Genomic DNA, 25,968 nt, shown 5'->3' on the forward strand with positions numbered 1-25,968 from the left:
GATAAAACATGGCTATTCGTAACTACAAGCCCACGACGCCGGGTCGCCGCGGTTCGTCGGTCGCCGACTTCGCGGAGATCACGCGTTCGACGCCCGAGAAGTCGCTGCTCCGTCCGCTGACCAAGTCGGGTGGGCGCAACAACGCCGGTCGCATCACGACCCGTCACATCGGTGGTGGCCACAAGCGCCAGTACCGCGTGATCGACTTCCGTCGTCACGACAAGGACGGCGTCAACGCCAAGGTCGCTCACATCGAGTACGACCCCAACCGCACGGCGCGCATCGCGCTCCTGCACTTCATGGACGGCTCGAAGCGCTACATCATCGCTCCGAACAAGCTGTCGCAGGGTGACATCGTCGAGTCGGGTGCCGGGGCCGACATCAAGCCCGGCAACAACCTGCCGCTGAAGAACATCCCCGTCGGTACCGTCATCCACGCCATCGAGCTCAAGCCCGGTGGAGGCGCGAAGATGGCCCGTTCCGCCGGTGCGTCGGTCCGTCTGGTCGCCAAGGACGGCCCCTACGCGCAGCTCCGTCTGCCGTCGGGCGAGGTCCGCAACGTCGACGCCCGCTGCCGCGCCACGATCGGCGAGGTCGGCAACGCCGAGCAGTCGAACATCAACTGGGGCAAGGCCGGCCGCATGCGCTGGAAGGGCGTCCGCCCGACCGTCCGTGGTGTCGCCATGAACCCGGTCGACCACCCGCACGGTGGTGGTGAGGGCAAGACCTCCGGTGGTCGCCACCCGGTCAGCCCGTGGGGCCAGAAAGAAGGCCGCACGCGCCACCCCAACAAGGAGAGCGACAAGCTCATCGTCCGTCGTCGTAACGCTGGCAAGAAGCGTAAGTAGGAGTTGTAGAAGATGCCACGCAGTCTTAAGAAGGGCCCCTTCGTTGACGACCACCTGCTCCGCAAGGTCGTCACGCAGAACGAGGCCAGCACCAAGAACGTCATCAAGACCTGGTCGCGCCGATCGATGATCATCCCGAACATGCTGGGACACACCATCGCCGTGCACGACGGACGCAAGCACATCCCCGTGTTCGTGACCGAGAGCATGATCGGCCACAAGCTCGGTGAGTTCGCGCCCACCCGCACCTTCCGTGGTCACGTGAAGGACGACAAGAAGGGTCGTCGCCGCTAACGCGGCGACGTAAGGAGGAGAGAAATGGTGGAGTCGATCGCACGCGTGCGTCACATCCGCGTCACCCCCATGAAGGCCCGTCGCGTCGTCAACCTGATCCGCGGCAAGCAGGCCCTCGAGGCCCTGGCCATCCTGAAGTTCGCGCCCCAGGGTGCGAGCGAGCCCGTCTACAAGCTCGTCGCGTCGGCCATGGCCAACGCCCGTGTCAAGGCGGACAAAGACAACAGCTACCTCGACGAGCAGGACCTCTACGTGAGCCGTGCATTCGTCGATCAGGGTGCAACCCTCAAGCGGTTCCAGCCGCGAGCCCAGGGGCGCGCCTTCCAGATCCTGAAGCGCACCAGCCACATCACGATCGTCCTCGCGACGCCTGATGAGGTCGAGGCTGCCGACGCTACGAAGAAGGCGAGCAAGTAATGGGCCAGAAAGTAAACCCGTACGGCTTCCGTCTGGGCATCACCACCGACCACGTGTCGCGGTGGTTCACCGACAGCACCAAGCCGGGCCAGCGTTACAGCGACTACGTCGCCGAAGACGTGAAGATCCGCACCCTGCTCAAGACCTCGCTCGACCGCGCCGGCGTGGCCAAGATCGAGATCGAGCGCACCCGTGACCGCGTCCGCGTCGACATCCACACCGCCCGTCCGGGCATCGTGATCGGTCGTCGTGGCGCCGAGGCCGAGCGCATCCGCGGCGACCTCGAGAAGCTCACGAGCAAGCAGATCCAGCTCAACATCCTCGAGGTCAAGAACCCCGAGGCCGAGGCTCAGCTCGTCGCACAGGGCATCGCCGAGCAGCTCGCTGCTCGTGTCGCGTTCCGTCGTGCGATGCGCAAGGGCCTCCAGGGCGCGCAGCGCGCCGGTGCCAAGGGTGTCCGCATCCAGGTGTCCGGTCGTCTCGGCGGCGCCGAGATGAGCCGCTCGGAGTTCTACCGCGAGGGCCGCGTGCCCCTGCACACGCTCCGCGCGAACATCGACTACGGCTTCTACGAGGCCAAGACCACCTTCGGTCGCATCGGTGTCAAGGTCTGGATCTACAAGGGCGACATCACCAACAAGGAGCTCGCACGCGAGCAGGCGAACCAGAAGTCGTCTCGCCCCGAGCGCCGTAACGACCGTGACGGTGCCCGTCGCGGCGGGGGCGACCGCGCTCCCCGCGAGCAGAAGGCACCCGCCACCACAGGAGCTGAGGCGTAACCATGCTTATCCCCCGTCGTGTCAAGCACCGCAAGCAGCACCACCCCGGTCGCAGTGGCCAGGCCACTGGTGGCACCAAGGTCAGCTTCGGTGAGTACGGCATCCAGGCACTCACGCCCGCTTACGTGACCAACCGTCAGATCGAGTCCGCTCGTATCGCCATGACGCGTCACATCAAGCGCGGCGGCAAGGTCTGGATCAACATCTACCCCGACCGTCCCCTCACGAAGAAGCCCGCCGAGACCCGCATGGGTTCCGGTAAGGGTTCGCCCGAGTGGTGGGTCGCCAACGTCAAGCCCGGTCGCGTGCTCTTCGAGCTCAGCGGCGTGTCTGACGAAATCGCGCGCGAGGCACTCACTCGTGCGATCCACAAGCTGCCCCTCAAGGCACGCATCATCAAGCGCGAGGAGGGCGACGCATAATGGCGATCGGATCCAAAGAGCTCCGTCCGACCGAGCTCGACACTTTCGAAGACGAGCGTCTGGTCGACGAGCTGAAGAAGGCCAAAGAAGAGCTGTTCAACCTGCGCTTCCAGTCGGCCACGGGCCAGCTCGAGAGCCACGGCCGCCTGCGTGCCGTGAAGCGCGACATCGCTCGCATCTACACGGTCCTGCGTGAGCGCGAGCTCGGCATCCGTGCCACCCCCGTCGCCGTCGAGGCCGCTCCCAAGGCGACCAAGAAGTCGACCAAGAAGGCCGCCGCCGACGAGGCGCCCGCCGCCGACACCGTCGAGACCGCCGAGGAGAAGTAATGGCTACCGAGAACAAGACCGAGGTCGACTCGGCAGCCGTCGAGACCCGCGGCTACCGCAAGACCCGTCGCGGCTACGTGACCAGCGACAAGATGGACAAGACCATCACCGTCGAGGTCGAGGACCGCGTCAAGCACCCCCTGTACGGCAAGGTCATCCGCCGCACGTCCAAGGTCAAGGCGCACGACGAGGCCAACGCGGCCGGTGTCGGCGACCTCGTCGTGATCAGCGAGACCCGTCCGCTCAGCGCCTCCAAGCGCTGGCGCCTGGTCGAGATCCTCGAGAAGGCGAAGTAGGCCTCGCGGCCTGCTTGCGTAGAAGGAGACACAAGTGATTCAGCAGGAATCCCGCCTCAAGATCGCCGACAACACCGGTGCGAAAGAGATCCTCACCATCCGCGTCCTCGGAGGCTCCGGCCGTCGTTACGCGGGTCTCGGTGACGTCATCGTCGCAACGGTGAAGGACGCCATCCCCGGCGGAAACGTCAAGAAGGGTGACGTCGTCAAAGCCGTCATCGTTCGCACCAAGAAAGAGGTCCGTCGTCCGGACGGCTCTTACATCAAGTTCGACGAGAACGCCGCAGTGATCCTGAAGGCCGATGGGGACCCCCGCGGTACCCGTATCTTCGGGCCGGTCGGTCGCGAACTTCGCGACAAGAAGTTCATGAAGATCATCTCGCTGGCGCCGGAGGTTATCTAAGTCATGGCAAACATCAAGAAGGGTGACCTGGTTCAGGTCATCACCGGCGCGACGCAGACGCGTGGCGGCGACCGTGGCAAGCAGGGCAAGGTCCTCGAGGTCCTCGTCGAGCGCAACCGCGTGGTCGTCGAGGGCGTCAACCTCGTCACCAAGCACGTTCGCGTCGGCCAGACGCAGCGCGGCACGAAGACCGGTGGCATCGAGACGCACGAGGCACCCATCCACGTGTCGAACGTCGCCATCGTCGACCCCAAGACCAAGAAGCCGACGCGAGTGGGCTTCCGTGAAGAGACGGTCACCAAGGGCGGCGTCACCAAGACCGTCCGTGTCCGTTACGCCAAGGCGTCGGGAGAGAACCTCTGATGACTGACACCACCACCCCGACTGCGCTGCCGCGCCTCAAGGCGAAGTACCGCGCGGAGATCCTTCCGCAGCTGAAGAGCGACTTCGGTTTCACGAACGTCCACCAGGTCCCCGGCCTGGTCAAGATCGTCGTGAACACCGGTGTCGGCGAGGCCGCCCGTGACAGCAAGATCATCGACGGTGCCATCAAGGACCTCACCGCCATCACGGGTCAGAAGCCGCAGGTCACGAAGGCTCGCAAGTCGATCGCCCAGTTCAAGCTCCGCGAGGGTCAGCCCATCGGCGCCCACGTGACGCTTCGCGGCGACCGTGCATGGGAGTTCCTCGACCGGCTGCTGTCGCTCGCTCTTCCCCGCATCCGCGACTTCCGTGGTCTCAGCGACCGCCAGTTCGACGGAAACGGCAACTACACGTTCGGTCTCACGGAGCAGAGCATGTTCCACGAGATCGATCAGGACCGCATCGACCGCGTGCGTGGATTCGACATCACCGTCGTCACCACCGCCAAGAACGACGACGAGGGGCGCGCGCTGCTGAAGGCGCTCGGCTTCCCGTTCCGTTCGGCCGACTCGGCCAAGTAAGATCGTCCGGTCGGCAACTCGCACGTCGAGTTGCCGACCGTTCCCCTGAGGTCGCAGAGATTCGCTCTGCGACCACCCGATCGTCCAGGTCGGCACCCGGTGTACCGGATGTCGAAACCGGATGAGAAAGAGATCAATCGCATGACGATGACAGATCCGGTCGCAGACCTGCTGACCAGACTGCGCAACGCGAACTCGGCCTTCCACGAGACCGTGTCGCTTCCGAGCAGCAAGCTCAAGTCCCACATCGCCGAGATCCTCAAGCGCGAGGGTTTCATCGAGTCGTGGAAGGTCGAAGACGCCCGCGTCGGACAGACCCTCACCATCGACCTCAAGTACGGCCCCGCCCGTGAGCGCTCCATCAAGGGCATCAAGCGCGTGTCGAAGCCCGGTCTCCGGGTCTACGCGAAGTCGACCGAGATCCCTCAGGTGCTCGGTGGACTCGGTGTAGCCATCCTGTCGACTTCCTCCGGTCTGCTGACCGACCGTGAGGCCCAGAAGAAGGGCGTGGGCGGAGAAGTCATCGCCTACGTGTGGTAACTCGTCATGTCTCGAATCGGAAGACTCCCCATCTCGATCCCTGCCGGGGTCGACGTGAAGATCGACGGCCAGGCCGTCACCGTCAAGGGCCCCAAGGGTGAGCTGTCGCTCATCGTGAAGAGCCCCATCGAAGCCAAGCTCGAAGAGGGCACGGTCGTCGTGACCCGCCCCGACGACGAGCGCGAGTCGCGTTCGCTGCACGGCCTCACGCGTACCCTCATCGCCAACCAGATCATCGGTGTGACGCAGGGCTACACGAAGGGCCTCGAGGTCGTCGGAACCGGCTACCGCGTCCAGGCCAAGGGCTCGAACGTCGAGTTCGCCCTCGGTTACTCGCACCCCATCACCGTCGAGCCGCCTGCGGGCATCAGCTTCACGGTCGAAGGCAACAACAAGCTCACGGTCGTCGGAATCGACAAGCAGGCCGTCGGCGAAGTCGCCGCCAACATCCGCAAGCTGCGCAAGCCCGAGCCCTACAAGGGCAAGGGTGTGCGCTACGCCGGCGAGGTCGTCCGCCGCAAGGCCGGAAAGTCAGGTAAGTAATCATGGGTCTCGGTACACGAGGAAAGAGCAAGTCGGCCGCCACCAAGCGCCGTCACACCCGCCTGCGCAAGAAGGTCGTGGGCACCGAAGAGCGCCCCCGTCTCGTCGTCACCCGTTCGGCCCGGCACGTGTTCGTGCAGGTCGTCGACGACAGCAAGGGCTTCACCGTCGCCAGCGCATCGACCCTCGAGGCCGACCTGCGGTCGTTCGACGGTGACAAGACCGCTAAGTCCCGCAAGGTCGGCGAGCTCGTCGCCGAGCGCGCCAAGGCAGCGGGCATCGAGGCCGTCGTGTTCGATCGCGGCGGCAACAAGTACGCCGGACGCGTCGCGGCCATCGCCGAAGGCGCCCGAGAGGCTGGTTTGAACCTGTGAGCGACGCTACGAACACCACACCCCCCGCCGAGCCCGAGGCGACTGCGACGACCGAGGCGACCAAGGCTCCGGCCGAGGCCGTCGTCGAGCGTCCCGTCGAGACGGCTGCCGGCTCTGAGTCCAACAACCGCGAGGGTGGTCGTACCGACCGCCGTGGCGGTCAGGGACGCGGAGATCGCAACGCCGGTGGCCGCGGCCGCGGTGACCGCGACGACAAGAGCCAGTTCCTGGAGCGCGTCGTCACGATCAACCGCGTGTCCAAGGTCGTCAAGGGAGGTCGTCGATTCAGCTTCACCGCCCTCGTCGTGGTCGGAGACGGCAACGGACTCGTCGGCGTCGGCTACGGCAAGGCCCGCGAGGTCCCCACGGCCATCAGCAAGGGCGTCGAAGAGGCGAAGAAGAACTTCTTCCGCGTCCCCCGCATCGGCAACACGATCCCGCACCCCGTGCAGGGTGAGGCCGCTGCCGGCGTCGTCATGCTGCGTCCGGCTTCTGCCGGTACCGGTGTCATCGCCGGTGGTCCCGTCCGCGCCGTGCTCGAGTGCGCCGGTGTCCACGACGTGCTGAGCAAGTCGCTCGGTTCGTCCAACACGATCAACATCGTTCACGCGACCGTCGAGGCGCTCAAGCAGCTCGAAGAGCCGCGTGCCGTCGCCGCCCGTCGTGGGCTCGACATCGACGCCGTCATGCCGGCCTTCATGGTCCGTGCAGAGCAGGCGGCGCGTGACGCAGCAACCGCGAAGGCAGGTGCATGATGGCCGCCAACCTCAAGGTGACCCAGATCAAGTCCGTAATCAGCGAGAAGCAGAACCAGCGTGACACGCTGCGGAGCTTGGGCCTCAAGCGCATCGGCCAGTCGGTCGTGCGCGAAGACAACAAGCAGAACCGCGGCTACGTCAACACGGTCGCCCACCTCGTGAAGGTCGAGGAGATTGACTAATGGCTGACGAGAAGAAGGAGACGGCTGAGAAGGCCGCTCCGAAGAAGGCCGCCGCCACCAAGGCGACGACCACGAAGGCTGCCCCCAAGGCAGCCGCCAAGAAGCCGGCTGCCGACAAGGCCGCCGCTTCGACGGGTTCGACCACCAAGGCCGCTCCCGCCGCGAAGTCGTCCGACGACGTCGCCCGTCCCCAGGTGCTCAAGGTGCACCACCTTCGTCCGGCTCCCGGTGCCAAGAAGGCGAAGACCCGCGTGGGACGCGGTGAAGGTTCGAAGGGTAAGACCGCTGGGCGTGGAACCAAGGGCCAGAAGGCCCGGTACCAGGTCAAGGTCGGCTTCGAGGGTGGGCAGATGCCGCTCCACATGCGTACTCCGAAGCTGCGCGGGTTCAAGAACCCGTTCCGCGTCGAGTACCAGGTCGTGAACCTCGAGAAGCTCGGCGAGCTCTACCCCCAGGGTGGCGACGTCACCGTGAGCGACCTCGTCGCCAAGGGTGCAGTCCGCAAGAACGAGAAGGTCAAGGTCCTCGGACAGGGCGACCTCAGCGTCAAGCTGACCGTCGCGGTCGACAAGGTCTCCGGCTCCGCCGAAGACAAGATCGTCGCCGCCGGCGGGTCCGTCACCAAGTAATCACCTGAGGGGGTGGCCCGAGAGGGCCACCCCCATCAGTCGTCTATCCTCGTACCGGGAGGCACCACGTGTTCAGAGCTGTCGCGCGAATCATGCGCACCCCCGACCTGCGTCGCAAGATCGGGTTCACGCTCGGCATCATCGCGCTCTTCCGGTTGGGTTCGTTCATCCCCGCACCGTTCGTCGACTACCAGAACGTGCAGCTCTGTCTCGCCGGCAACACCGGCACTTCGGGTCTCTACGAGCTCGTCAACCTCTTCAGCGGTGGCGCGCTCCTCCAGCTCTCGGTCTTCGCGCTCGGCATCATGCCGTACATCACGTCGTCGATCATCGTGCAGCTGCTCCGGGTCGTCATCCCGCACTTCGACACCCTCTACAAAGAGGGCCAGTCGGGCCAGGCGAAGCTGACCCAGTACACCCGTTACCTCACGATCGCCCTCGGCATCCTGCAGTCGACGACCCTGATCACCGTGGCCCGTTCCGGCGCCCTGTTCAGCGGATCCGGCGCAGCCGAATGCAGCCAGCTCATCACGAACGACGCCTGGTACGCCGTCATGCTCATGGTGATCACCATGACCGCCGGTACCGGCCTCATCATGTGGATGGGCGAGCTCATCACCGAACGCGGCATCGGCAACGGCATGTCGCTCCTCATCTTCACGTCGATCGCCGCCCGGTTCCCCACGGCTCTCTGGAGCATCGCCCAGGCCCGCGGCTTCGAGATCTTCCTCATGGTCATCGCGGTCGGCCTCGTCATCATGGCCGCCGTCGTCTTCGTCGAACAGTCCCAGCGTCGCATCCCGGTCCAGTACGCGAAGCGGATGGTCGGCAGACGGACGTACGGCGGCAACAACACCTACATCCCGATCAAGGTGAACATGGCCGGTGTCGTGCCCGTCATCTTCGCCTCGTCGCTCCTCTACCTGCCCGCCCTCGTCGCGCAGTTCAACCAGCCCGCCGACGGCACGGCTCCGCCCGCATGGGTCAGCTGGGTCCAGGCCAACCTGACGTCCGGCGACAATCCCCTCTACATGCTCGTGTACTTCGCGCTCATCGTCGGGTTCACGTACTTCTACGTCGCGATCACCTTCAACCCCGAAGAGGTCGCCGACAACATGAAGAAGTACGGCGGGTTCATCCCGGGCATCCGCGCCGGTCGCCCCACCGCCGAGTACCTCGACTACGTGCTGACGCGGGTCACGCTCCCCGGTGCCCTCTACCTCGGCATCATCGCCCTCATCCCGCTGATCGCGCTGGCGACCGTGGGCGCGAACCAGAACTTCCCCTTCGGAGGCGCGAGCATCCTGATCATCGTGGGTGTCGGTCTCGAGACGGTGAAGCAGATCGACTCGCAACTCCAGCAGCGTCACTACGAAGGGCTCCTCCGATGAGCACCGGTGTCGACGGACACATCAGCCCGCGCCTCCTCATCGTGGGTCCCCCCGGGGCCGGCAAGGGCACTCAGGCGTCGGCCATCGCCGAGGCGTACGGCATCCCCGCCGTGTCGACGGGTGACATCTTCCGTGCCAACGTCAAGAACGAGACCGAGCTGGGCCTCAAGGTCAAGGCCATCCTGGCGGCCGGTGACTACGTCCCCGACAGCCTGACGAACGAGCTCATCTCGGATCGACTCGAGCAGAGCGACGCTGCAGAGGGGTTCCTGCTCGACGGCTACCCGCGCACGATGGCTCAGGTCGACTTCCTCGACGCCCACCTCGCCGAGCGGGGCGAGTCGCTCACCGGCGTCGTGCAGCTCGTCGCCGATCGCGACGAGATCGTCGAGCGTCTCCGCAAGCGCGCACTCGAGCAGGGTCGTGAAGACGACACCGAAGAGGCGATCCGTCACCGTCAAGACGTGTACCTGCGTGAGACGGCGCCGCTGGTCGAGACGTACCGCGAACGCGGTCTGCTCGTCGAGGTCGACGGTCTGGGCAGCATCGCCGAGGTGGCGGCACGCATCGACTCGGCGCTGACCGAGCGCGGCTTCCGCTCCACCGCCGCGGCCTCCTGACCCGCGTGGGTCTGCGGAGACCCGGCATCTACAAGAGCCGGGACGAGATGCGCTCCATGGTCCGTCCCGGTCTCCTGACGGCCGAATCGCTCGACGCGGTAGCCGCGGCCATCCGACCGGGTGTCACGACCCGAGAGCTTGACGCCATAGCCGAGGCCGTCATCCGAGACGGGGGAGGCGTGCCCAACTTCATGCTGGTGCCCGGATACCGCCACACCATCTGCGCGTCGGTCAACGACGAGGTCGTCCACGGCATGCCGGGTGATCGTGTGCTCCGCGCGGGTGACATGGTCTCCATCGACAGCGGCGCCGAGGTCGACGGCTGGAACGGCGACAGTGCCCGCACCTTCGTCATCGACGATCCCTCGCGTCCCGACGTCGTCGCCTCGCGCCGACGGCTCAACGACGTCACCGAGCAGGCTCTGTGGCACGGCATCGCGGCACTCGCGACGGCGCGCAGGCTGGACGAGGTCGGTGGCGCCATCGAAGACCACGTCGAGAGCCAGGGCCGGTTCGGCATCATCGAGGACTACACGGGTCATGGCATCGGCCGCTCCATGCACGAAGACCCGCCCGTCTTCAACTACCGGGTCTCGGGGCGCAGCCCCTCGGTCAAGCCCGGCCTCGTCGTGGCCATCGAGCCCATGATCACCTCCGGCACGATCGACACCGTCACGGGTGCCGACGAGTGGACGGTCTCGACCGTCGATGCGTCCGACGCGGCGCACTGGGAGCACTCGATCGCCGTCCACGATGACGGCATCTGGGTGCTGACCGCCGCCGACGGCGGCGCAGCCGGTCTCGCCCCGCTGGGCATCAGGCCGGTCCCGATCGCCTGAGGCGACTCGAGCGCGGCGTCCGACGTGGTGGAGCCAGCACTCCGTCCGGTGGGATCAGCCGTTGCCGACGCTGCAGGTCTCTTCCGCTGCGGTCTGCCCGGAGATGGTCGAGGGCAGCGTCGAGACGGGCGCCTCGGTGGCAGGTGCCGTGGGCGCGGCCTCCGCGTCGGCCGCAGGAGTCGACGGGCTGGCGGGCGCGGAAGGCGCCGCGCTGGGATCCTGAGCGACGGATGCGCGACCGTTGCTCTCGTCGCCGACCGTGAACTTGGTGTCGGCCGCCAGCGCCGCGTTCAACGTCGCCGCATCGGCTTCGGACGCCACGACCCGGTTCGAGTCGTAGGGGTCGTCGACGACGGGGTACTGGACGAAGACGATCTCGGCCGGCGAGAGATCCCGTGCGGCGTAGGCCAGCTGCACGAGCGTGTCGGGGGAGTTCAGCGTCGACGAGAGCTCCATGTTGCTGAGCGCCGCGGAGGCGAGCTTGTAGAGCGTCGCCGGGTTGGACAGCGTGCCGACGGAGAGGATCTGCCGCATCATGGCCGACAGGAAGACCTGCTGGGAGCTGATCCGCGCGAGGTCGCTCCCGTCGCCGACGCCGTGACGGGTGCGCAGGAACGCCAGAGCGTCGACGCCCTGCAGGGAGTGCGTCCCGGGGGAGAGGTCCAGGCCGCTGTCCGTGTCCGTGATCTGCTGGGCGACGCAGACGTCGACCCCGCCCAGGGCGTTGGACATCTCGATGACGCCGTCGAAGGTGATCGCCGAGGCGTAGGGGATCGCGAGCCCGGTGATGGACTCGACCGTGGACACCGTGCAGGAGAGCCCACCGCGATCGAGGGTGGTGTTGAACTGGACGCGGCTCTCGGCCGGGTAGTACGTGCCGTCGGGTCCCGTGCAGTCGGGGACGGAGACGATCATGTCGCGGGGGAAGCTCACGGCGCTCATCTGGGAGTGGTCCTCCGAGAGGTGCACGAGGATCGTCACGTCGTTGCGAGCGCCGTCAGTCGTGCCGGCGTCGATCTGACTGTCGGCCGCTCGGACGTCCGTGCCGACGAGGAGGATGTTCGCCCCGCCGGTGATCTCGGAGATCCGGACGTCCTGGACGGTGTCCTCGTTGCCCAGCACGACCGTCGAGACCTCGGAGGTGGCCGAGCGGACGGCGATGGCCGCCACCGATGCGCCGCTGACCAGCACGACGGCGAGCCCACCCGCCACGAGGGCGAGCAGAGGGCGGACCGGACCTCGACGTCGCAGCCGCCCGTGACGGGCGATGCCGCGGGGGCTCGTCGGAGTGGTTCGTCCGGGCATTCGGGCTCCCTGTCTCGGCATGTCTCGACGATCCGGCGTGTCGCATCGACAACGCAGGTTGCTGAACTATAGCGGCATCACATAAGATCGACCCTTGGTGTCTTGTGTCGGCTTCATCTGACAGAGCGCACCGCATCCCCGCACGACCAACACCCCCGAACCTGAGCGACAGTGAGGCTATGGCCAAAAAAGACGGTGTCATCGAAATCGAAGGCGCAGTGATCGAGGCTCTTCCCAACGCGATGTTCCGCGTTGAGTTGACGAACGGCCACCGAGTTCTCGCCCACATCTCCGGCAAGATGCGTCAGCACTACATCCGCATCCTCCCCGAAGACCGCGTGATCGTCGAACTCTCGCCCTACGACTTGACCCGCGGCCGGATCGTCTACCGCTACAAGTAGGGCGTGCTGGAAAGGAACGGCCCCGCGCACCCGCGGGGCACGAAGCCAGCGAGATCAAGGAATCAGCAATGAAGGTCAACCCCAGCGTCAAGCCCATCTGCGAGCACTGCAAGGTGATCCGCCGCAAGGGCAACGTCATGGTCATCTGCAAGAGCAACCCGCGCCACAAGCAGCGTCAGGGCTAGCTCTCAGGCCGCGTCCGCGCGGTCTGAAGATGCCGGGCCGGTGAGCCGGCCCACAGCAACATCGACAAAGCAGCACCAGAACCACGAACGCTCCGGCGGTCGCGGGGACACCCCGGGGCGGAGGCCCGGGCACCGGTGCTGTGACAGACCTCCACCACTCTCTGAGGAGAAGCCACCATGGCACGTCTAGCAGGCGTTGACATCCCGCGCGACAAGCGCGTGGAGGTCGCACTGACCTACATCTACGGAGTCGGCCGCACCCGTGCGCTCCAGACTCTCGCTGACACCGAGATCGACGGCAACATCCGCGTCAAGGACCTGACGGACGACCAGCTCGTCCTTCTCCGCGACCACATCGAGGGCAACTTCAAGGTAGAGGGTGACCTCCGTCGCGAGGTCGCCGCCGACATCCGCCGCAAGGTCGAGATCGGCAGCTACGAAGGCATCCGCCACCGCCGCGGTCTGCCTGTCCGTGGACAGCGCACCAAGACGAACGCTCGTACCCGCAAGGGCCCGAAGCGCACCGTCGCCGGCAAGAAGAAGGCTCGATAGGCCCCGGCTCCCGCCGTACTCGCCCTTAGGTTGTAGGAGAAAAAATTGGCAGCACCGAAGTCGGCCGCGCGTAAGCCCCGCCGCAAAGAGAAGAAGAACGTCGCTGTGGGTCAGGCCCACATCAAGAGCACGTTCAACAACACCATCGTTTCGATCACCGACCCCTCGGGTGCCGTGCTGAGCTGGGCTTCGTCCGGCGCCGTCGGCTTCAAGGGTTCGCGCAAGTCGACGCCCTTCGCCGCGCAGCTCGCGGCCGAGTCGGCTGCACGACAGGCGCAGGAGCACGGCGTCAAGAAGGTCGACGTGTTCGTCAAGGGTCCGGGTTCCGGTCGCGAGACGGCGATCCGCTCGCTCCAGGCCGCAGGCCTCGAGGTGGGTTCGATCAACGACGTCACCCCGCAGGCGCACAACGGCTGCCGCCCGCCGAAGCGTCGTCGCGTCTAACTGAGTTACCGCCCGTCGCGCCTCCCTCACCCGGTATCAGGGTCGAGGAGGCGCGGCGGGCTACACCGCGTTCGCACCGCCTCCTGCACCACCGGCAGGGGCATCACAACTCAACAGACCCGACCGGCCCGCCACCTGTCGTACCGCCAAGAGTCATATAGCGGACTCTTCGCCGAAAGGAATCCACAGTGCTCATTGCACAGCGCCCCACCCTCACCGAGGAGAACATCTCGGAGTTCCGTTCACGCTTCGTGATCGAACCCCTCGAGCCCGGTTTCGGCTACACCCTCGGCAACTCGCTGCGCCGCACTCTTCTGTCGTCGATCCCCGGAGCCGCTGTCACCAGCATCCGCATCGACGGTGTGCTGCACGAGTTCACCACCGTCCCCGGTGTGAAAGAAGACGTCACCGAGGTCATCCTCAACATCAAGCAGCTCGTCGTCTCGAGCGAGCACGACGAGCCCATCACGGCGTACCTGCGCAAGCAGGGTGCCGGTCAGGTCACGGCCGCCGACATCTCGGCTCCCGCCGGTGTCGAGATCCACAACCCCGAGCTGGTCATCGCGACCCTGAACGACAAGGCCAAGTTCGAACTCGAGCTGACCATCGAGCGTGGCCGCGGCTACGTCTCCGCCGTCCAGAACCGCAGCGAGTTCAGCGAAGCGGGTCAGATCCCCATCGACTCGATCTACTCGCCCGTCCTCAAGGTGACCTACCGCGTCGAGGCGACTCGTGCCGGTGAGCGCACCGACTTCGACCGCCTGGTCGTCGACGTCGAGACGAAGCCGGCGATCTCGCCGCGCGACGCCATCGCGTCGGCCGGTCGCACGCTGACCGAGCTCTTCGGCCTGGCCCGCGAGCTCAACACCGCTGCCGAGGGCATCGAGATCGGCCCCGCGCCGGTCGACGCCGTCCTCTCGAGCGAGCTGCAGACTCCGATCGAAGACCTCGATCTCTCGGTCCGCAGCTACAACTGCCTGAAGCGCGAGGGCATCAACACGGTGTCCGAGCTCGTCGCCCTCTCGGAGACGCAGCTCATGAACATCCGCAACTTCGGTCAGAAGTCGGTCGACGAGGTGAAGGACAAGCTCGTGGAGCTCGGCCTCTCGCTCAAGGACACGGTCCCCGGGTTCGACGGAGCCCACTTCTACAGCGGCTACGACGAGGAAGAGACCAACTAGGTCTCGTCTCCCGACGCCCTGATCATCTTCGACAGCTAGGAAACAACGATCATGCCCAAGCCCACCAAGGGTCCCCGCCTCGGAGGCGGCCCGGCTCACGAGCGTCTGATGCTCGCGAACCTCGCCGCGTCGCTCTTCGAGCACAAGAGCATCAAGACGACCGAGACGAAGGCCAAGCGCCTCCGCCCCGTCGCCGAGCGCCTCGTCACCTTCGCGAAGCGGGGCGACCTCGCGTCGCGTCGTCGTGCGATGCAGACGCTGCGCAACAACAAGGACGCCGCGCACATGCTCTTCACCGAGATCGCGCCGCTCGTCGAGAACCGTGAGGGCGGCTACACCCGCATCACGAAGCTCGGCTTCCGCAAGGGCGACAACGCCTCGATGGTGTCGATCGAGCTCGTGCTCGAGCCCGTCACCCCCAAGGTGAAGTCGTCGAGCAGCACGTCGGCCCCCGCGGCCGCCGCGCCCGCCGAAGAGGCCCCGGTCGAGGAGACCGAGACCGTCGAGGAGTCGGCACCCGTCGAGACCGAGACCGAGACGGCTGCCGCCGACGAGGTCGAGACCGACGCCGCCGAGAAGTCGGACGACGCCGCGAAGTCGGACGACACGAAGTAGTCCCGTTCCGCTTCGAAGGGCCCCGCAGCATCCGTGCTGCGGGGCCCTTCGGCGTCTCCGGTCCACCGCATGGGGGGCTGCGGTGTACCCCTCTCGGGGGGTGTTCATCTCGGCGACATGTGACAGAAACCTGTGAAGGAGCCAAGAAACGTAGGGTCGATTCATCCCTGCCTCTCCGACGAAGGATCACATGTCCGTTCGCCCCCGCCCTCTGACCCGGAAGCACATCGCCGTCGCGACCGGGTTCGCTCTCCTCGTCACACCCCTCGTCCCCTTCACCGCGGCGACCGCTGCGCCCGCGACGTCGACCGCCACCGCCGTGGCCGGCGGCCTGGTCATCGACGAGGCCTACCTGAAGGGCGGCAGCGCCAACGCACCCTTCACGAACAAGTTCGTGGAGCTCTACAACCCCACGACCAGCGCGGTGTCGCTGGCGGGCTGGTCACTGCAGTACCGTGCGGCCACGGCCAGCGCGGTCTCGGGTGTCGGCGCCCTCGCCGGCACCGTCCCCGCAGGCGGCAGCTTCCTCGTCCAGCTCGGCAGCAACGGCACCACGGGTGAGGCCCTGCCGGCGCCCGACGCCACGCTGGGTCTGAACCCGAGCGGCTCGACAGGCACCATCGTGCTGTCGGACCAGGCGACGGCCGTGACCCTGCCGACCGGCGCCTCCTCGGTGGGTGTCGACGGAGTCGTCGACCTGCTCGGCTACGGCACCTCGAACACCTACGAGACCACGGTCGCGGCGACCTCCGGCGGCAACGCCGTGCCCAACTCGCTGACGCGCACCGACCACGTCGACACCGACGTGAACGCCGCCGACTTCAGCGTCACCGCCGATGTCACGCCTCAGAACTCCGCCGGCGGCGGCGACGTGCCGACCGACCCCGACGAGCCCGAGCTGCCGACCGAGCCGACCCCCGCGGTCGACGTCACGATCGCCGAGCTGCAGGGGACGACCGACACGAGTCCGTTCGCCGGGCAGCGCGTGACCACCCGCGGCGTCGTGACCGCGGCGTACCCGACCGGCGGTCTGAACGGCTACGTCATCCAGACTCCGGGCACCGGAGGCGCGATCGAGTCCGCGACGCACGTCGCGTCGGACGCGGTCTTCGTCTACTCCTCGGCCACCGCCTCCTCGGTGTCCATCGGCGACTACGTCGAGACCACCGGCACGGCGAGCGAGTACTTCGGTCTGACCCAGCTGACCGTCACCACCGCCGCAGACCTCGCCGTGCTCGATGCGGCGTCCGTGACGGCGCCGGTGCCCGCGACGGTCGGGTTCCCCGAGACCGACGCCGAGCGCGAGGCGCTCGAGAGCATGCTCATCGCGCCGCAGGGCGACTTCACCGTCAGCGACGTCTACACGACGAACCAGTACGGGGAGGTCGCGCTGGCCTCCGGCACGAAGCCCCTCATCCAGCCGACCGAGGTGGCTCGCCCGGGCAGCGCCGAGTACACGGCGACGGTCGCCGACAACGCCGCCCGGAAGCTCGTGCTCGACGACGGCTCGTCGGTGAACTTCTTCACGGCCTCGAACCAGGGGATCCCCGTGCCGTACCTCTCGACCGAGGCCCCCGTCACCGTGGGCGCGGCCGTGACCTTCGACGAGCCCCTCGTGCTCGACTTCCGCAACTCCACCTGGAAGCTGCAGCCCACCGAGCGGATCACCGGCGACACCGCGACGGCCGACCTGCCCGTCTCGTTCGAGGACATCCGTGAGGCGGCGCCCCGCGACGTCGGGGGAGACCTGCGCCTCGCCGGCTTCAACGTGCTGAACTACTTCCCCACGACGGGCGACCAGCTGAGCGGCTGCACCTACTACACCGACCGCTTCGGCGACCCGGTGACCGTGCAGGGCGGCTGTGATGCGCGAGGCGCCGCGAACCAGGAGAGCTTCGAGCGTCAGCAGGCGAAGATCGTCGCCGCCATCAACGGCCTCGACGCCGACGTCGTGTCGCTCGAGGAGATCGAGAACTCGGCCCGCTTCGGACAGGACCGCGACGCGGCGCTCTCGACCCTGGTCGACGCGCTGAACGCCGACCTGGGTGCCGACGAGTGGGCGTTCGTGCCGTCCCCCGCGACCGTCCCCGCCAACGAGGACGTCATCCGCCTGGCCTTCATCTACAAGAAGGCCACCGCGGAGACCGTCGGCGAGTCGCGCATCCTGACGGACGCCCCGGCGTTCAGCAACGCCCGTCAGCCGCTGGCGCAGACCTTCGCGCCCGTCGGCGCCCCCGCAGACGCCGACTTCGTCGTCATCGCGAACCACTTCAAGTCGAAGGGCAGCGGGTCGGGGGTCGACGCCGACCTCGGTGACGGTCAGGGCGCCTCGAACGCCTCGCGCGTCAACCAGGCGGAGGCGCTGGCCGACTTCTCGACGCGGGTCCAGTCCGACGCCGGGACCGACAAGGCGTTCCTGGTCGGCGACTTCAACGCCTACTCGCAGGAGGACCCGATCGAGGTGCTGCGCGACGCCGGCTACACCGACCTGGGCTCGACCGAGACCGACGAGTACAGCTACGTGTTCGGCGGCCTGAGCGGATCGCTCGACCACGTGCTCGCCAGCCCGGCCGCGGCCGAGGCCGTCACGGGCGTCGACATCTGGAACATCAACGCGGGCGAGTCCGTCGGGCTCGAGTACAGCCGGTACGACTACAACGCGGCCCCGCTCTACGCGGACGGCCCGTACCGGTCGAGCGACCACGACCCGGTCGTCGTCGGAGTCGAGCTCGTCGGCGACGTCGACCCGGGCGAGCCCGAGCAGCCGGGCGACCCGGGTCAGCCCGATGAGCCCGGTCACGGGGGAGGCGCACCCACCCTGGGCCAGATCGTCACGGCCATCGTCACTGCGGTCATCGACTGGTTCAAGCAGCTGTTCGGCTGGCGCTGGCGGTGACCCGCCGGGTCGGATGACCCCGACCCGCCGGGTCGGATGACCCCGGCCCGCCGATGAGACGGCAGGGCCCCGCGTCGTGGACGCGGGGCCCTGTCGTCGTCTCTCGTAGAATCCCAGGGTGACGACGACCGACGAGCCGACCCCGGACGACGCGGCCCTCGACCAGCCGAACCTGACGCGCATCCGGCTGAACGTCGCATACGACGGCACGAACTTCTCGGGGTGGAGCGAGCAGCCCGGGCGTCGCACCGTGCAGGGCGAGATCGAGCAGGCCCTGGTCACCCTCTTCCGCCGGCTCGGCGACGTCCCCACCGTGACGGTGGCGGGGCGGACCGACGCGGGGGTCCATGCCCGCGGTCAGGTGGTGCACCTGGATCTCACCGACGCCCAGATCGCGCAGCTGCAGCGCCCTCACCGGGGCATGGTCGACAGGACCCCGCTCGACGCCCCGACGGTGCTCGCCCGGCGGCTCAACGGGCTGGCCGGCGCGTCCGACGAGATCGTCGTCTCGGGAGGCCGGCTCGCGCCTCCCGGGTTCCATGCCCGCTTCGGGGCGCTCTGGCGACGGTACGAGTACCGCATCGCCGATCGCGGTGCCGAGCGCGACCCCGCGCGGCGCGGTCACACGCTCTGGTACGACCAGCGGCTCGACCTCGACCTGATGAACGCCACGGCCGCCGGGCTGCTGGGTCTGCACGACTGGGCCGCGTACTGCCGGTACCGCGAGTACGCGACGAGCATCCGCGAACTGCAGGAGTTCCGATGGAGGCGCGAGGCCGACGGCGTGCTCGTCGCGACGGTGCAGGCGGACGCCTTCTGCCACAACCTCGTGCGGAATCTCGTCGGCGCCTGCGTCGCGGTGGGCGAGGGGGTGCTGCCCCAGCACCGGGCCGTGGGGATCCGCCGCGAGGCCGAGCGGAACGGCGAGTTCAGAGTCGTGCCCGCGCACGGCCTCACGATGGTCGAGGTCGGGTACCCGCCCGACGACGAGGTCGCGGCGCGCACCGAGCTGACGCAGGTGAAGCGGTCGGCCGCTCAGGTCGACGAGTGACGTTTGACGCCCCAGGGGGTGTCGGGTATCGTTGCCCCTTGGTGTCTGCGCAACTGCGCGCTTTCGCCCGAAGTTGAGCCCTCCACCTGATTCGTTCTCGTCGCATCTGCCTCGAGAACGGCGCCGGAGCGGGATTCACGAACCTCTCACCTCGACAAGAAAGCAGCACTACTGTGACGCGCACTTTCTCCCCCAAGCCGGCTGACGTTCAGCCGAACTGGCTGATCATCGACGCCAACGACGTCGTGCTCGGCCGTCTGGCCAGCCACGTGGCAGCACTGCTGCGCGGCAAGCACAAGCCGACCTTCGCCCCCCACATGGACATGGGCGACTTCGTCATCGTCATCAACGCCGACAAGGTGGCCCTCACCGGCTCCAAGCTGGCCGAGAAGCTCTACTACCGTCACTCGGGCTACCCGGGCGGCCTCACGGCCACCACGTACTCCGAGATGGTGGAGAAGCACCCCACGCGTGCGGTCGAGAAGGCCATCCGCGGCATGCTGCCGAAGAACTCGCTGGGCCGCGCCCAGATCAAGAAGCTGAAGGTGTACGCGGGTGCCGAGCACCCCCACGCTGCTCAGCAGCCCACGGTTTACACCCTCGACCAGGTCGCTCAGTAGCGTCCGCCTTCAGACTTAAGGACTCCCACACAGTGGCTCAGATCGCAGATTCCATCGACCAGGCTCCCCAGAGCTTCACCACCGAGAGCACGTCCACCGAGGCCGAGGCGACGCCCCGCGCCGTCCTGAACGTCTCCGGTTCGGCCGTCGGCCGCCGCAAGGAGGCGATCGCTCGCGCTCGCCTCGTCCCGGGCTCGGGCACCTTCGTGGTGAACGGCCGCACGCTCGAAGAGTACTTCCCGAACAAGCTGCACCAGCAGCTGATCAACGACCCGTTCAAGGTCCTCGATCTGCTCGGCGCCTACGACGTCACCGTCAAGGTGACCGGTGGCGGCCCCTCGGGTCAGGCCGGCGCGCTGCGTCTCGCCATCGCCCGTTCGCTCAACGAGATCGACCGCGAGAACAACCGCGCGACGCTGAAGAAGGCCGGCTTCCTGACTCGTGACGCCCGCGTCATCGAGCGCAAGAAGGCCGGTCTCAAGAAGGCCCGCAAGGCCTCGCAGTTCTCGAAGCGCTAAGCGCGCACCCGAAGGCAGGTCTCGCGATGTCGCGTCTCTTCGGTACCGACGGTGTTCGGGGCCTCGCCAACCGTGAGCTGACCGCCGTGCTCGCCCTGGGCCTCGCCCAGGCGAGCGCGGTGGTCCTCACGAAGGGGCATCACGCCGATGCCCGTCGTGCCGAAGGGCGGCGACCCGTCGCCGTCGTGGCACGCGACCCCCGCATCTCGGGGGAGTTCCTGACCGCCGCCGTCTCGGCGGGTCTGGCCAGCTCCGGTGTCGACGTGCTCGACGCCGGGGTCATCCCGACCCCCGCGGCGGCGTTCCTCGTGGACGACATCGGCGCCGACTTCGGCGTCATGATCAGCGCCTCGCACAACCCGGCCCCCGACAACGGCATCAAGTTCTTCGCCTTCGGCGGCACGAAGCTGCCCGACGAGGTCGAAGATCGCATCCAGGCCGCGATGGACGATCCGCAGCTGATGCCCATCGGCGGCGACGTCGGTCGCATCCGCCGGTTCGCCGATGCTGAAGACCGCTACGTCCTCCACCTCCTCGGCGCTCTGCCGAACCATCTCGACGGCATCCACGTCGTCCTCGACTGCGCTCACGGTGCCGCGTCGGCGGTCTCGCCCGAGGTGTTCACCGACGCCGGCGCGAAGGTGACGCTCATCGGCGCCGACCCCGACGGTCTCAACATCAACGACGGCGTGGGGTCCACGCATCTCGACAACCTCGCCCGGGCCGTGCTCGAGCACGGGGCCGACGTGGGCATCGCCCACGACGGCGACGCTGACCGGTGCCTCGCGGTCGACGCGACCGGCGCCGTCGTCGACGGCGACCAGATCATGGCGATCATCGCCGTGGCTCAGAAGGAGCGCGGTGCGCTCGCGTCCGACACCCTCGTCGCGACCGTCATGAGCAACCTCGGTCTCACCCGGGCCATGGCCGAGCACGGCATCACCGTGCGACAGACCCGCGTGGGCGACCGCTACGTGCTCGAGGACATGGCCGAGCACGGCTTCAACCTCGGCGGCGAGCAGTCCGGTCACATCGTCTTCGGCGACCACGCGACGACGGGCGACGGCATCCTCACCGGCCTGTCGCTGGTGGCGCGCATGGCCGCGACCGGCAAGAGCCTCGCCGAGCTCGCCACCGTCATGACCGTCTTCCCGCAGATCCTGATCAACGTCTCGGGCGTCGACCGCACTCGCCTCGCAGCCGACGCCGGTGTGGCCGAGGCCGTCGCGGCGTTCTCGGACGAGCTCGGCGACACCGGTCGGGTGCTGCTGCGTCCGTCGGGCACCGAGCCCGTCATCCGGGTGATGGTCGAGGCGGCGGACCAGTCCACCGCCGACCGCGTCGCCCACGCGCTGGCCGACGTCGTGCGCGAGCGCCTGGCCCTCTGACCCGGCCCGTCCGCCCAGCCGGCCCGGCCCGGCCGCGTCTCCGTCGAGGAGTCGCGACGCGCCGCGGCGACCGCGCGAGGTGCGGCGTGTCATGACTCCTCGAGGGGCATGGCGCAGGAGGCGCGGTGCCGGGTCCGCTCGGAGAGTCCGGCATCATGAGCAGATGATCCTCCTCGTGCCGGCCCTCGTCTTCGCGGTGCTCTACGTCGTCAGCCGCCGACGCGACGCCCGTCGCCTGCGGAACGGCGTGTTCCTCGTGGCGGCCCTCGGCTGCCTGCTCCTCGCCGGGCTCGTCGAGCTGGACCGGTCGGGGCCGGCGCAGCAGTCGCTCGTCACGCTCGGAGCCCTGCTCGCCGTCGTGCTCGTCGGCGTGCTCGCCGTCGCCCTGATCGGCAACGGAGTGACGATGCTCCGATCGGAGGGTCGCAGCCTCGGCAATCTGCTGTCGCTCGTCGCCGGCGTGGCCATCCTCGTGCTGCCCGTCGTCGCGGTGGCGCTCGTGACTCTGCCGAGTCAGCTCGACCTGCCGTCGGTCGTCGACGTGCTGCTCGTCGCGCTCGGTCTGCTCGTCGCGTTCGGCTGCTTCTACGCGGCAGCGACCTTCGCCGCCTTCGGTCTCTACTCGCTCGTCTACAGCCGCTACCGGCACACGAAGACGCCCCGGGCGATCGTGGTGCTCGGCTCGGGCCTGATCCGAGGCGAGGTGCCGCCCCTCCTCCGCAGCAGACTCGACAAGGCCCTCGCCGTCTACCGCGGTGTCGCAGCCGACGGGCCCCGCCCCGTGCTGATCCCCTCGGGCGGGCAGGGAGCCGACGAGCCCCGCGCCGAGGGCGAGGCCATGGCCGAGTACCTGCTCGGGCACGGGGTCGACGCGGCCGACGTCCGCCCCGAGACGGCGTCGACGAGCACCCGCGAGAACCTTCTCTTCTCGCGCGAGGTGCAGCGTGCGGACGGCCGCGACGGCGCGACGCTCGTCGTGACGAACGACTACCACGTGCTGCGTGCGGCGCTGCTGGCTCGCTCCATCGGGAGCGACGCCCAGGTCGTCGGGTCGCCGACCGCCGCCTACTACGTGCCGAGCGCGTTCCTCCGCGAGTACATCGCGATCATGGTCGAGCACCGGCGACTGAACGCCGTCGCCGTCCTCGCGGCGGCGGCCCTCGTCGCACTCGGCGTCGTGTGGTCGTTGCTGCCCGTGTGAACCGACCCGCGCCTCCTGCGCTCTCCTCGGCGCCGCGACGAGTCACGACGTGCCGCCGGGGTCGCGGGCGGACGGCGTGTCGTGATGGACGGCGCGGAGGCTCGGGCGGACAGCCCGGATCAGATCTTGCGGAGCAGCACCGAGCTGACCTTGTGGTCGGACGCCTTCCGCAGCACGAGCGTCGCCCGCGACCGGGTCGGCAGCACGTTCTCGAGCAGGTTCGGCTCGTTCACCCCGCGCCAGATGCCCGACGCGAAGCTGCGGGCCTCGTCTTCGTCCATGTCGGCGAAGCGGTGGAAGTACGAGCGCTCCTGGGTGAAGGCGCTCTTCTGCAGCGCCAGGAACCGCTCGACGAACCAGTTCTCGATGTCGCCGGTGCGGGCGTCGACGTAGACGGTGAAGTCGAAGAGGTCGCTGAGGGCGAGCCGGCCGCCGAGCGGGGGCTGCAGCACGTTCAGCCCCTCGACGATGAGGATGTCGGGCCGGCGCACGACCACCTCGGCGCTCGGCATGATGTCGTAGCTGGTGTGCGAGTAGAACGGCGCCCGCACCTCTTCGGCGCCGCTCTTGACCTGCGAGACGAAGCGCAGCAGGTGGCGGCGGTCGTACGACTCGGGGAACCCCTTGCGGTGCATGATGCCGCGGCGCTCGAGCTCGGCGTTCGGGTAGAGGAACCCGTCGGTGGTGACCAGCTCGACGCGAGGCGTGTCGTCCCACCGTGACAGGAGCTCACGCAGGAGGCGCGCGACGGTGGACTTGCCCACCGCGACCGAGCCGGTGACGCCGATGACGAACGGCGTGCGCTGCGCCCGCTCGCCGAGGAAGTCGCTGGTCGCCCGGTGCAGGTTGCGGGCCCCGGCGGCGTAGAGGTTCAGGAGGCGGCTGAGGGGCACGTAGACGTCTTGGACCTCGCGCATGTCGAGGCGGTCGCCGAGGCCCCGCAGCTGCACGATCTCGGTCTCGGTGAGAGGGAGGCGCGTGGCCGGGGCGAGCTCGGCCCAGGCGTCCCGGTCGATCTCGACGAACGGCGAGGCGTGGCCGGTCGCCTGCGTCGTCGGGGTCGCGTCGGCCATGGGTTCGAGGCTACCCGGTGGCCGACACCGTAGGATCGTCCTCATGTGCGGAATCGTGGGTTATGTAGGGGAAACCGGTCTCGGCGAGCGGAGCATCGAGGTGCTGCTCGGGGGGCTCAAGCGTCTCGAGTACCGGGGCTACGACTCCGCCGGTGTGGCCGTCGTCGACGCCGACGGCACGCTCGGCAGCCGCAAGAAGGCCGGCAAGCTGCAGATGCTCGTCGACGACCTCGAGTCCTCGCCGCTCACCGACGGCCGCACCGGCATCGGCCACACGCGTTGGGCGACCCACGGCGGGCCGACCGACGAGAACGCCCACCCGCACCTCGCCGACGACGGCAGGCTCGCCCTCATCCACAACGGCATCATCGAGAACTTCTCCGAGCTGAAGGCCGAGCTGCTCGCCGAGGGCGTCGAGTTCCTCAGCGAGACCGACTCCGAGGTCGCGGCCCACCTCGTCGCCCGCGCCTACCGCTCGACGGGCGACCTCGCCGAGGCGCTGCGCACCGTCGTCAACACCCTGCACGGCGCCTTCACGCTGCTGGTCGTCCACGCCGACCAGCCCGGTCTCGTGGTCGGCGCCCGCCGCAACTCCCCGCTCGTGGTCGGTCTCGGCGACGGCGAGAACTTCATGGGCAGTGACGTGGCCGCGTTCATCGCGTACACGCGCCGTGCCATGTCCATCGGCCAGGACCAGCTCGTCTCGATCCGACCCGACTCGGTCGAGGTGGTGGACTTCGAGGGCCGCCCCGTCGAGACCACCGAGTTCGAGGTCGACTGGGACGCCTCGGCCGCCGACAAGGGCGGCTGGTCGAGCTTCATGGCGAAGGAGATCAGCGAGGAGCCCGAGGCCGTCGCCAACACGCTGCTGGGTCGCGCGGTCGACGGCGCCGTCACCCTCACCGACCTCGACGGCGTGCGCGAGCAGCTGCTCACCGTCGACCGCGTCATCGTCATCGCGTGCGGCACGGCCGCCTACGCGGGCATCCTCGGCAAGTACGCCATCGAGCAGTGGGCCCGCATCCCCGTCGAGGTCGAGCTCGCCCACGAGTTCCGCTACCGCGACCCGGTGCTCGACGCACGCACCCTCGTGGTGTCGATCAGCCAGTCGGGCGAGACGATGGACACCCTGATGGCCGTCAAGTACGCCCGCGAGCAGGGTGCGCAGGTGCTGTCGATCTGCAACACCCAGGGGTCGACCATCCCGCGCGAGTCCGACGCCGTGATCTACACGCACGCCGGGCCCGAGGTGGCCGTCGCGTCGACCAAGGCCTTCGTCGCGCAGGGCACGGCGCTGTTCCTCCTCGGTCTGCACCTGGCGACCCTCCGCGGCACGCTGACCGCCGAGCAGATCGCCGAGCAGGTCACCGACCTGCAGGCCATCCCCGAGAAGATCACCCGCGTGCTCGAGAGCTCGGAGCGCATCCGCACCCTCGCCGGCTGGATGGCCGACACGCGCTCGGTGCTGTTCCTCGGTCGACACGTCGGGTACCCGATCGCTCTCGAGGGCGCCCTCAAGCTGAAAGAGCTGGCGTACATCCACGCGGAGGGCTTCGCGGCCGGCGAGCTGAAGCACGGCCCGATCGCGCTGATCGAGCCCGGGCAGATCGTGTTCGTCATCGTGCCGAGCCCGCGCGACCCCCGCAGCCTGCACCCCAAGGTCGTCTCGAACATCCAGGAGATCCGCGCCCGCGGGGCCCGCGTCATCGCCATCGCCGAAGAGGGCGACGCGGCCGTTCTGCCCTTCGCCGACGAGGTGCTGCACATCCCGCTCGCCGCGCCGCTGTTCGAGTCGCTGCTCGCCGTCGTGCCGCTGCACATCTTCGGGATGGAGCTCGCCGCGGCCAAGGGCCTCGACGTCGACCAGCCGCGCAACCTCGCGAAGTCCGTGACCGTCGAGTAGATGCGAGCCCGCCTCCGATGACACGTC

34 protein-coding genes are annotated in these 25,968 nt (G+C 68.0%); 32 read left to right on the forward strand and 2 right to left on the reverse strand.

Annotation, left to right across the window (positions count from 1 at the left end):
- Positions 1-8: 8 nt before the first annotated feature.
- The 19 genes from rplB to map all read left to right on the forward strand — a co-directional run bounded on the left by rplB (position 9) and on the right by map (position 10,608).
- Complete coding sequence (gene rplB, locus ACZ6JE_RS08255; protein ID WP_192061035.1) at positions 9-848, forward strand: 50S ribosomal protein L2; 840 nt, start codon at positions 9-11, stop codon at positions 846-848.
- 12 nt (positions 849-860) lie between these two features.
- Positions 861-1,142: a 30S ribosomal protein S19 gene (rpsS, locus tag ACZ6JE_RS08260; RefSeq protein ID WP_123355173.1), complete on the forward strand. Its 282-nt coding sequence runs from the start codon at positions 861-863 to the stop codon at positions 1,140-1,142.
- Positions 1,143-1,166: 24 nt separating this feature from the next.
- On the forward strand, positions 1,167-1,559 hold the full coding sequence (rplV, locus tag ACZ6JE_RS08265) for a 50S ribosomal protein L22 (protein ID WP_055799894.1): 393 nt from the start codon (positions 1,167-1,169) through the stop codon (positions 1,557-1,559).
- Positions 1,559-2,338: a 30S ribosomal protein S3 gene (rpsC, locus tag ACZ6JE_RS08270; RefSeq protein ID WP_043593357.1), complete on the forward strand. Its 780-nt coding sequence runs from the start codon at positions 1,559-1,561 to the stop codon at positions 2,336-2,338. Before rplV ends, rpsC begins: the two co-directional genes overlap by 1 nt.
- A 2-nt stretch (positions 2,339-2,340) precedes the next feature.
- Entirely contained in the window at positions 2,341-2,760 is a 420-nt protein-coding gene (rplP, locus tag ACZ6JE_RS08275) for a 50S ribosomal protein L16 (protein WP_055799897.1), read from the forward strand.
- Positions 2,760-3,089: a 50S ribosomal protein L29 gene (gene rpmC, locus ACZ6JE_RS08280; RefSeq protein ID WP_192061036.1), complete on the forward strand. Its 330-nt coding sequence runs from the start codon at positions 2,760-2,762 to the stop codon at positions 3,087-3,089. Before rplP ends, rpmC begins: the two co-directional genes overlap by 1 nt.
- Complete coding sequence (gene rpsQ, locus ACZ6JE_RS08285; RefSeq protein WP_055799902.1) at positions 3,089-3,385, forward strand: 30S ribosomal protein S17; 297 nt, start codon at positions 3,089-3,091, stop codon at positions 3,383-3,385. Before rpmC ends, rpsQ begins: the two co-directional genes overlap by 1 nt.
- Positions 3,386-3,419: 34 nt before the next feature.
- A complete protein-coding gene (gene rplN / locus ACZ6JE_RS08290) occupies positions 3,420-3,788 on the forward strand; it encodes a 50S ribosomal protein L14 (RefSeq protein WP_043593350.1) in 369 nt (122 codons plus the stop codon).
- Positions 3,789-3,791: 3 nt separating this feature from the next.
- Positions 3,792-4,151, forward strand: a complete 360-nt coding sequence (rplX, locus tag ACZ6JE_RS08295; RefSeq protein ID WP_192061037.1) for a 50S ribosomal protein L24 — start codon at positions 3,792-3,794, stop codon at positions 4,149-4,151.
- A complete protein-coding gene (gene rplE, locus ACZ6JE_RS08300; protein ID WP_464318668.1) occupies positions 4,151-4,732 on the forward strand; it encodes a 50S ribosomal protein L5 in 582 nt (193 codons plus the stop codon). Before rplX ends, rplE begins: the two co-directional genes overlap by 1 nt.
- 141 nt (positions 4,733-4,873) lie before the next feature.
- Positions 4,874-5,272: a 30S ribosomal protein S8 gene (gene rpsH / locus ACZ6JE_RS08305; protein WP_192061039.1), complete on the forward strand. Its 399-nt coding sequence runs from the start codon at positions 4,874-4,876 to the stop codon at positions 5,270-5,272.
- A gap of 6 nt (positions 5,273-5,278) precedes the next feature.
- A complete protein-coding gene (rplF, locus tag ACZ6JE_RS08310; protein ID WP_320477441.1) occupies positions 5,279-5,815 on the forward strand; it encodes a 50S ribosomal protein L6 in 537 nt (178 codons plus the stop codon).
- A gap of 2 nt (positions 5,816-5,817) precedes the next feature.
- Positions 5,818-6,189, forward strand: coding sequence for a 50S ribosomal protein L18 (gene rplR / locus ACZ6JE_RS08315; RefSeq protein WP_192061041.1), 372 nt, complete (start codon positions 5,818-5,820; stop codon positions 6,187-6,189).
- Positions 6,186-6,944, forward strand: coding sequence for a 30S ribosomal protein S5 (rpsE, locus tag ACZ6JE_RS08320; RefSeq protein WP_243214132.1), 759 nt, complete (start codon positions 6,186-6,188; stop codon positions 6,942-6,944). The genes rplR and rpsE overlap by 4 nt, the downstream gene beginning before the upstream one ends.
- Positions 6,944-7,129, forward strand: coding sequence for a 50S ribosomal protein L30 (gene rpmD, locus ACZ6JE_RS08325; RefSeq protein ID WP_055799925.1), 186 nt, complete (start codon positions 6,944-6,946; stop codon positions 7,127-7,129). Before rpsE ends, rpmD begins: the two co-directional genes overlap by 1 nt.
- Positions 7,129-7,758 (forward strand): 50S ribosomal protein L15, encoded by a 630-nt coding sequence (rplO, locus tag ACZ6JE_RS08330; RefSeq protein WP_082475306.1) that lies wholly within the window; start codon positions 7,129-7,131, stop codon positions 7,756-7,758. Before rpmD ends, rplO begins: the two co-directional genes overlap by 1 nt.
- Positions 7,759-7,826: 68 nt before the next feature.
- Positions 7,827-9,149, forward strand: coding sequence for a preprotein translocase subunit SecY (gene secY / locus ACZ6JE_RS08335; RefSeq protein ID WP_192061042.1), 1,323 nt, complete (start codon positions 7,827-7,829; stop codon positions 9,147-9,149).
- Positions 9,146-9,769, forward strand: a complete 624-nt coding sequence (locus ACZ6JE_RS08340; protein WP_320477442.1) for an adenylate kinase — start codon at positions 9,146-9,148, stop codon at positions 9,767-9,769. The genes secY and ACZ6JE_RS08340 overlap by 4 nt, the downstream gene beginning before the upstream one ends.
- 5 nt (positions 9,770-9,774) lie before the next feature.
- Positions 9,775-10,608: a type I methionyl aminopeptidase gene (map, locus tag ACZ6JE_RS08345; protein ID WP_464318669.1), complete on the forward strand. Its 834-nt coding sequence runs from the start codon at positions 9,775-9,777 to the stop codon at positions 10,606-10,608.
- 54 nt (positions 10,609-10,662) lie between these two features.
- Here map and ACZ6JE_RS08350 read toward each other — a convergent pair whose 3' ends face one another.
- Entirely contained in the window at positions 10,663-11,913 is a 1,251-nt protein-coding gene (locus ACZ6JE_RS08350) for an LCP family protein (protein WP_192061044.1), read from the reverse strand.
- A gap of 179 nt (positions 11,914-12,092) precedes the next feature.
- Here ACZ6JE_RS08350 and infA point away from each other — a divergent pair, with 179 nt between their 5' ends.
- The 12 genes from infA to ACZ6JE_RS08410 all read left to right on the forward strand — a co-directional run bounded on the left by infA (position 12,093) and on the right by ACZ6JE_RS08410 (position 22,965).
- Positions 12,093-12,314: a translation initiation factor IF-1 gene (gene infA, locus ACZ6JE_RS08355; protein ID WP_043593329.1), complete on the forward strand. Its 222-nt coding sequence runs from the start codon at positions 12,093-12,095 to the stop codon at positions 12,312-12,314.
- Positions 12,315-12,382: 68 nt separating this feature from the next.
- The gene (gene rpmJ, locus ACZ6JE_RS08360) at positions 12,383-12,499 is read left to right on the forward strand and encodes a 50S ribosomal protein L36 (protein WP_043593327.1); all 117 of its coding nucleotides are present in this window, start codon (positions 12,383-12,385) and stop codon (positions 12,497-12,499) included.
- A 177-nt stretch (positions 12,500-12,676) separates the two neighbouring features.
- On the forward strand, positions 12,677-13,051 hold the full coding sequence (gene rpsM, locus ACZ6JE_RS08365; RefSeq protein ID WP_055799939.1) for a 30S ribosomal protein S13: 375 nt from the start codon (positions 12,677-12,679) through the stop codon (positions 13,049-13,051).
- A gap of 45 nt (positions 13,052-13,096) precedes the next feature.
- Positions 13,097-13,495 carry a 30S ribosomal protein S11 gene (rpsK, locus tag ACZ6JE_RS08370; RefSeq protein ID WP_055799944.1) on the forward strand — a complete coding sequence of 133 codons (399 nt, stop codon included), beginning with the start codon at positions 13,097-13,099 and terminating at the stop codon, positions 13,493-13,495.
- A gap of 188 nt (positions 13,496-13,683) precedes the next feature.
- Positions 13,684-14,676 (forward strand): DNA-directed RNA polymerase subunit alpha, encoded by a 993-nt coding sequence (locus ACZ6JE_RS08375; RefSeq protein ID WP_055799947.1) that lies wholly within the window; start codon positions 13,684-13,686, stop codon positions 14,674-14,676.
- Between the two features lie 51 nt (positions 14,677-14,727).
- The gene (gene rplQ, locus ACZ6JE_RS08380) at positions 14,728-15,291 is read left to right on the forward strand and encodes a 50S ribosomal protein L17 (protein WP_192061045.1); all 564 of its coding nucleotides are present in this window, start codon (positions 14,728-14,730) and stop codon (positions 15,289-15,291) included.
- Between the two features lie 190 nt (positions 15,292-15,481).
- On the forward strand, positions 15,482-18,187 hold the full coding sequence (locus ACZ6JE_RS08385) for an ExeM/NucH family extracellular endonuclease (RefSeq protein WP_464318670.1): 2,706 nt from the start codon (positions 15,482-15,484) through the stop codon (positions 18,185-18,187).
- Positions 18,188-18,305: 118 nt separating this feature from the next.
- Positions 18,306-19,238 (forward strand): tRNA pseudouridine synthase A, encoded by a 933-nt coding sequence (locus ACZ6JE_RS08390; protein WP_464318671.1) that lies wholly within the window; start codon positions 18,306-18,308, stop codon positions 19,236-19,238.
- Positions 19,239-19,411: 173 nt separating this feature from the next.
- Positions 19,412-19,858, forward strand: coding sequence for a 50S ribosomal protein L13 (rplM, locus tag ACZ6JE_RS08395; RefSeq protein WP_055799954.1), 447 nt, complete (start codon positions 19,412-19,414; stop codon positions 19,856-19,858).
- Between the two features lie 32 nt (positions 19,859-19,890).
- Positions 19,891-20,376, forward strand: a complete 486-nt coding sequence (rpsI, locus tag ACZ6JE_RS08400) for a 30S ribosomal protein S9 (protein ID WP_192061047.1) — start codon at positions 19,891-19,893, stop codon at positions 20,374-20,376.
- 26 nt (positions 20,377-20,402) lie between these two features.
- On the forward strand, positions 20,403-21,764 hold the full coding sequence (glmM, locus tag ACZ6JE_RS08405; RefSeq protein ID WP_464318672.1) for a phosphoglucosamine mutase: 1,362 nt from the start codon (positions 20,403-20,405) through the stop codon (positions 21,762-21,764).
- 163 nt (positions 21,765-21,927) lie between these two features.
- Positions 21,928-22,965, forward strand: a complete 1,038-nt coding sequence (locus ACZ6JE_RS08410; RefSeq protein WP_464318673.1) for a YdcF family protein — start codon at positions 21,928-21,930, stop codon at positions 22,963-22,965.
- A gap of 119 nt (positions 22,966-23,084) precedes the next feature.
- Here the strand turns inward: ACZ6JE_RS08410 and coaA are convergent, their stop codons facing one another.
- Positions 23,085-24,038 (reverse strand): type I pantothenate kinase, encoded by a 954-nt coding sequence (gene coaA, locus ACZ6JE_RS08415; protein WP_464318674.1) that lies wholly within the window; start codon positions 24,036-24,038, stop codon positions 23,085-23,087.
- Positions 24,039-24,081: 43 nt separating this feature from the next.
- On the opposite strand from coaA, the gene glmS reads away from it, so the two are divergent.
- On the forward strand, positions 24,082-25,941 hold the full coding sequence (gene glmS / locus ACZ6JE_RS08420) for a glutamine--fructose-6-phosphate transaminase (isomerizing) (protein ID WP_320477449.1): 1,860 nt from the start codon (positions 24,082-24,084) through the stop codon (positions 25,939-25,941).
- Positions 25,942-25,968 lie beyond the last annotated feature (27 nt).

Source organism: Frigoribacterium sp. AC759 (assembly GCF_979256015.1).